1 protein-coding gene is annotated in these 3,697 nt (G+C 77.9%); it reads right to left on the bottom strand.

The window, feature by feature from the left end:
* Nucleotides 1–149 precede the first annotated feature (149 nt).
* Complete coding sequence (gene tmk / locus AB0O40_RS37670) at nucleotides 150–3,527, bottom strand: dTMP kinase (protein ID WP_365050836.1); 3,378 nt, start codon at nucleotides 3,525–3,527, stop codon at nucleotides 150–152.
* Nucleotides 3,528–3,697 lie beyond the last annotated feature (170 nt).

Genomic DNA, 3,697 nt, shown 5'->3' with positions numbered 1-3,697 from the left:
GCTGCGTGGTCACGCGCTCCTGCCCCACGAGGTCGTCCCATACGCCGCTCATGCCGGCCTCCTCGGTCTCGTCCGTCCGCCCCAATTGTGACCCCCCGCACCGACAACCCGCCCCGGCCCCTCAGGGCAGGGCGGGCCCGGTGGGCCGGTCAGCGGCGGCGCCCCCGGCGGCGGTCGGCGTCGTCCTCGCCCCGCTCCTCGCCCGCCTGCGGACCGAGCAGTTCGTCGGCCAGCGTCGGCAGGTCGTCCAGCGGGGTCTCCTCCGCCCAGTCCGGGCGCGGCCGCTTGGGCCGGCCGGACGCGTCGAGCACCGGGATCTCCCGGGTACGGTCCTCCGCACCCGCCGGGCCCCGGCCCGGGACCTCGTCCCGGAAGATGCCCCGCGGCACCCGCCCCGCCGGGTCCTCGTCCCGTACGGGCGGCAGCACGGCGGTCTCGTCCACGGCCGGACCCCCACCCCGCACGGGCGGCAGCACGGCCGTCTCATCCACGGCCGGACCCCCACCCCGCACGGGCGGCAGCACGGCCGTCTCATCCACGGCCGGACTCTCACCCCGCACGGGCGGCAGCACGGCGGTCTCGTCCACGGCCGGACCCTCACCCCGCACGGGCGGCAGCACGGCCGTCTCATCCACAGCCGGACCCCCACCCCGTACGGGCGGCAGCACAGCCGTCTCGTCCACGGCCCCCGGTACGTCCGCCCCGGGAACCCCCGGCACCGGCACCGTCTCCGTGATCGCGTCCGGCGAGACGTCCCGCGCGGACTCCGCAGGCGCGTCCGGCGAGACCAGCGGCGTCTCGACCGTCACCGCCTCGTCCAGCCGGGCCGCCTCCGCCAGCCGGGCGGCCTCCGCCTGCCGGGCCGCCTCCGCCAGCCGGCGGGCCTCCTCGGCCTTCAGCAGGGCTTCCTCCGCACGGCGCTGCTTCTCCAGGCGGCGCTCCTCGGCCTCGGCGCGCAGCCGGGCCTCCTCCGCCGCGCGCAGGCGCAGCCGTTCGGCCTCGGCCGCGAGGGCCTTCTCCTCGGCGGCGCGGCGGGCCGCGGCCTCCTCGGCGGCCTGCCGGGCGGCCTCCGCAGCGGCCTTCTGCCGGGCGGCTTCCTCCTCGGCCGCCAGGCGGGCGGCCTCCGCCGCCGCCTCGGCCTTCAGACGCGCCGCCTCCGCTTCCACCAGCGCCTTCTGACGGGCCGCTTCCGCTTCCGCCGCCTGCCGGGCGGCCTCTTCCTCGGCGGCCTTCCGCGCCGCCTCGGCCTCCGCCGCCGCCTTCACGCGCGCGGCTTCGGCCTCCGCCTCGGCCTTCAGGCGGGCGGCCTCCGCCTCCGCCTCGGCCTTCAGGCGCGCCGCCTCCTCCGCCGCGCGGCGGGCCTCCTCACGGGCCTCGATCTCGGCCTCGGAGAGCGGCAGCATGACGTCCAGCCGGTGCCGGACGACGGTGGTGACCGCCTCCGGGTCCTGGCCGGCGTCCACGACCAGGTAGCGGCCGGGGTCCGCGGCGGCGAGGGTCAGGAAGCCGGAGCGGACCCGCTCGTGGAAGGCGGCCGGCTCCGACTCGAGCCGGTCCGGCGCCTCGGTGAAGCGCTCCCGGGCGGTCTCCGGCGAGACGTCCAGCAGCACCGTCAGGTTCGGCACCAGGCCGGTGGTCGCCCACCGGGAGATCCGGGCGATCTCGGTCGGGGACAGGTCCCGCCCGGCGCCCTGGTAGGCCACCGACGAGTCGATGTACCGGTCGGTGATGACCACCGCGCCGCGCTCCAGCGCGGGCCGCACGACCGTGTCCACGTGCTCCGCGCGGTCGGCCGCGTACAGCAGCGCCTCGGCGCGGTTGGAGAGCCCCGCCGAGGAGACGTCCAGCAGGATCGAGCGCAGCCGCTTGCCGATCGGCGTGGCGCCGGGCTCGCGGGTGACGACGACCTCGTGGCCCTTGTTGCGGATCCAGTCGGCCAGCGCCTGCACCTGGGTCGACTTGCCGGCGCCGTCGCCGCCCTCCAGGGCGATGAAGAAGCCGGTGGCGGAGGGCGCCTGGGCCGGCTCCCCGCCGAGCAGCGCGTCGCGCAGGTCCCGGCGCAGCGGTACGCCCGACCGGTCGTCGGCGCGGGCGAGCACGATCACCGCGACCGGCAGCAGCAGCGCGCCGACCAGCATCAGGGTGAAGGCCGCGCCGCCGTGGGCGAAGACGAAGGCGCCGCTGGCCAGCCGGTGCGGGCCGATGGCCGCGGCGAAGAGCGGGGCGCCGACCGCGCCGAGGGCCATCGCCACCCGGACGACCGCGTGCAGGTGGGTGGTGACCTTGGCCCGCCGGTACTCCTCGGTCTCCTGGTCGATCAGGGTGTGGCCGGTGTTGGCCGCCACCCCGGCGCCCAGGCCGGCCACCGTGGCCAGGAACAGCATGGTCGCCGTGTCCGGGACCAGGCCCATCACCAGCAGGGCCAGCCCGGTGAGCGCTATGGCCAGGGCCAGCAGGCGGCGCCGGGAGAGCGCGGGCAGGGCCTTGCCGGCCTGGGTGGCGCGGATCCCGGCGACGGTGCCGCCGGTCAGCGCCAGCACCAGCAGGCCGAAGGCGACCGGTCCGCCACCGAGGTCGTCGGCGTGCAGCGCCGCGACGGCCACGGCGCTGGCGACGGCCCCCGCGACCGCCGCGCAGGCCAGCACCAGCAGCGGGATCGCGCCGGTACGGCCCTTCTCGGGGCGGTCCCCGGCGGTCGGCGGGCGCAGCCCCTCCAGGGGCGAGCGCAGCCGCGGGGTCTTGCCGTCCGGCAGCACCAGCGGCACGAGCAGCGAGAGCGAGGCGGCGAAGAGCCCGGCCGCGACGTACGAGCCGAGGGCCGCGGGGTGCTCGTCGAACCAGTCCACGCCCAGCCCGAGGGCCCGCCCGAGCAGGCCGGCGACGACCAGCGCCGCCGCGGCGACGGGCAGGGTGACGAAGACGGTGCGCAGGGAGAGCCGGCGCAGCGCGTCGAGGTGGTCGGGCAGCGGCCGCACGGCCGCGCCCTCCGGCGGCGGCGCCGGCAGCAGCGCGGGGGCCGCGCTCTCGTGGGCCAGCGCCCACAGCCGCTCGGCGACCCCGGCCACGAAGGCGGTGACCAGCAGCAGCGTCAGGGCCTGGGCCGGTACCCAGACCAGCCACAGCGGCGCGATCACGAAGAGCGCGATCCGCAGCCCGTCCGCGCCGACCATCGTCCACCGGCGGTCCAGCTTGCCGCCGGGACCGAGCAGGGAGTCCAGGGGGCCCAGCAGCACGGCCCCGCACAGCCCGGTGGCCAGCATCCGCGCACCGAACACGGCGGCGACGGCGAGCGCCGCCCCGCGGTACCCACCGCCGAAGGAGTCCTCGGAGACCGCCGCCTGGAACGCGAGCAGCACCAGCACCAGCAGCGCGAGGGCATCACCGATGCCGCTCACCAGCTGGGCGCTCCACAGCCGGCGCAGCGGCGGGGTGCGCAGCAGGGCGCGCACCGCGCGCTCGCGTGAGTCTGCGGCGAGGGTCTCGTCGTAGGAGGTGGTCACGACCGTTGGCTGCTCGGCTCGCGTCATCCGCCCAGCCTATCCGCTGCGCTTTCCCCCCACGCCTCCCGCGTGCGCCCCCTCTACCCCGTACCGCCGGTACCCCCCTACCCACGGGTACGCCCCGCCGAAGCCCCGGCACATCCAGCCCCGCCGGCGCTTGAGGCGCGGCGCCAAGCCCCGCCGCATCGTGCCCGCGG

Source organism: Streptomyces sp. NPDC089919, assembly GCF_040684615.1.
GTDB lineage: Bacteria > Actinomycetota > Actinomycetes > Streptomycetales > Streptomycetaceae > Streptomyces.
This window is presented reverse-complemented; position numbering and strand designations above follow the sequence as displayed.

Excerpts from the sequence above, each read along its gene's own strand:
- tmk (WP_365050836.1), bottom strand. The coding sequence starts at position 3,527 with ATGACGCGAGCCGAGCAGCCAACGGTCGTGACCACCTCCTACGACGAG.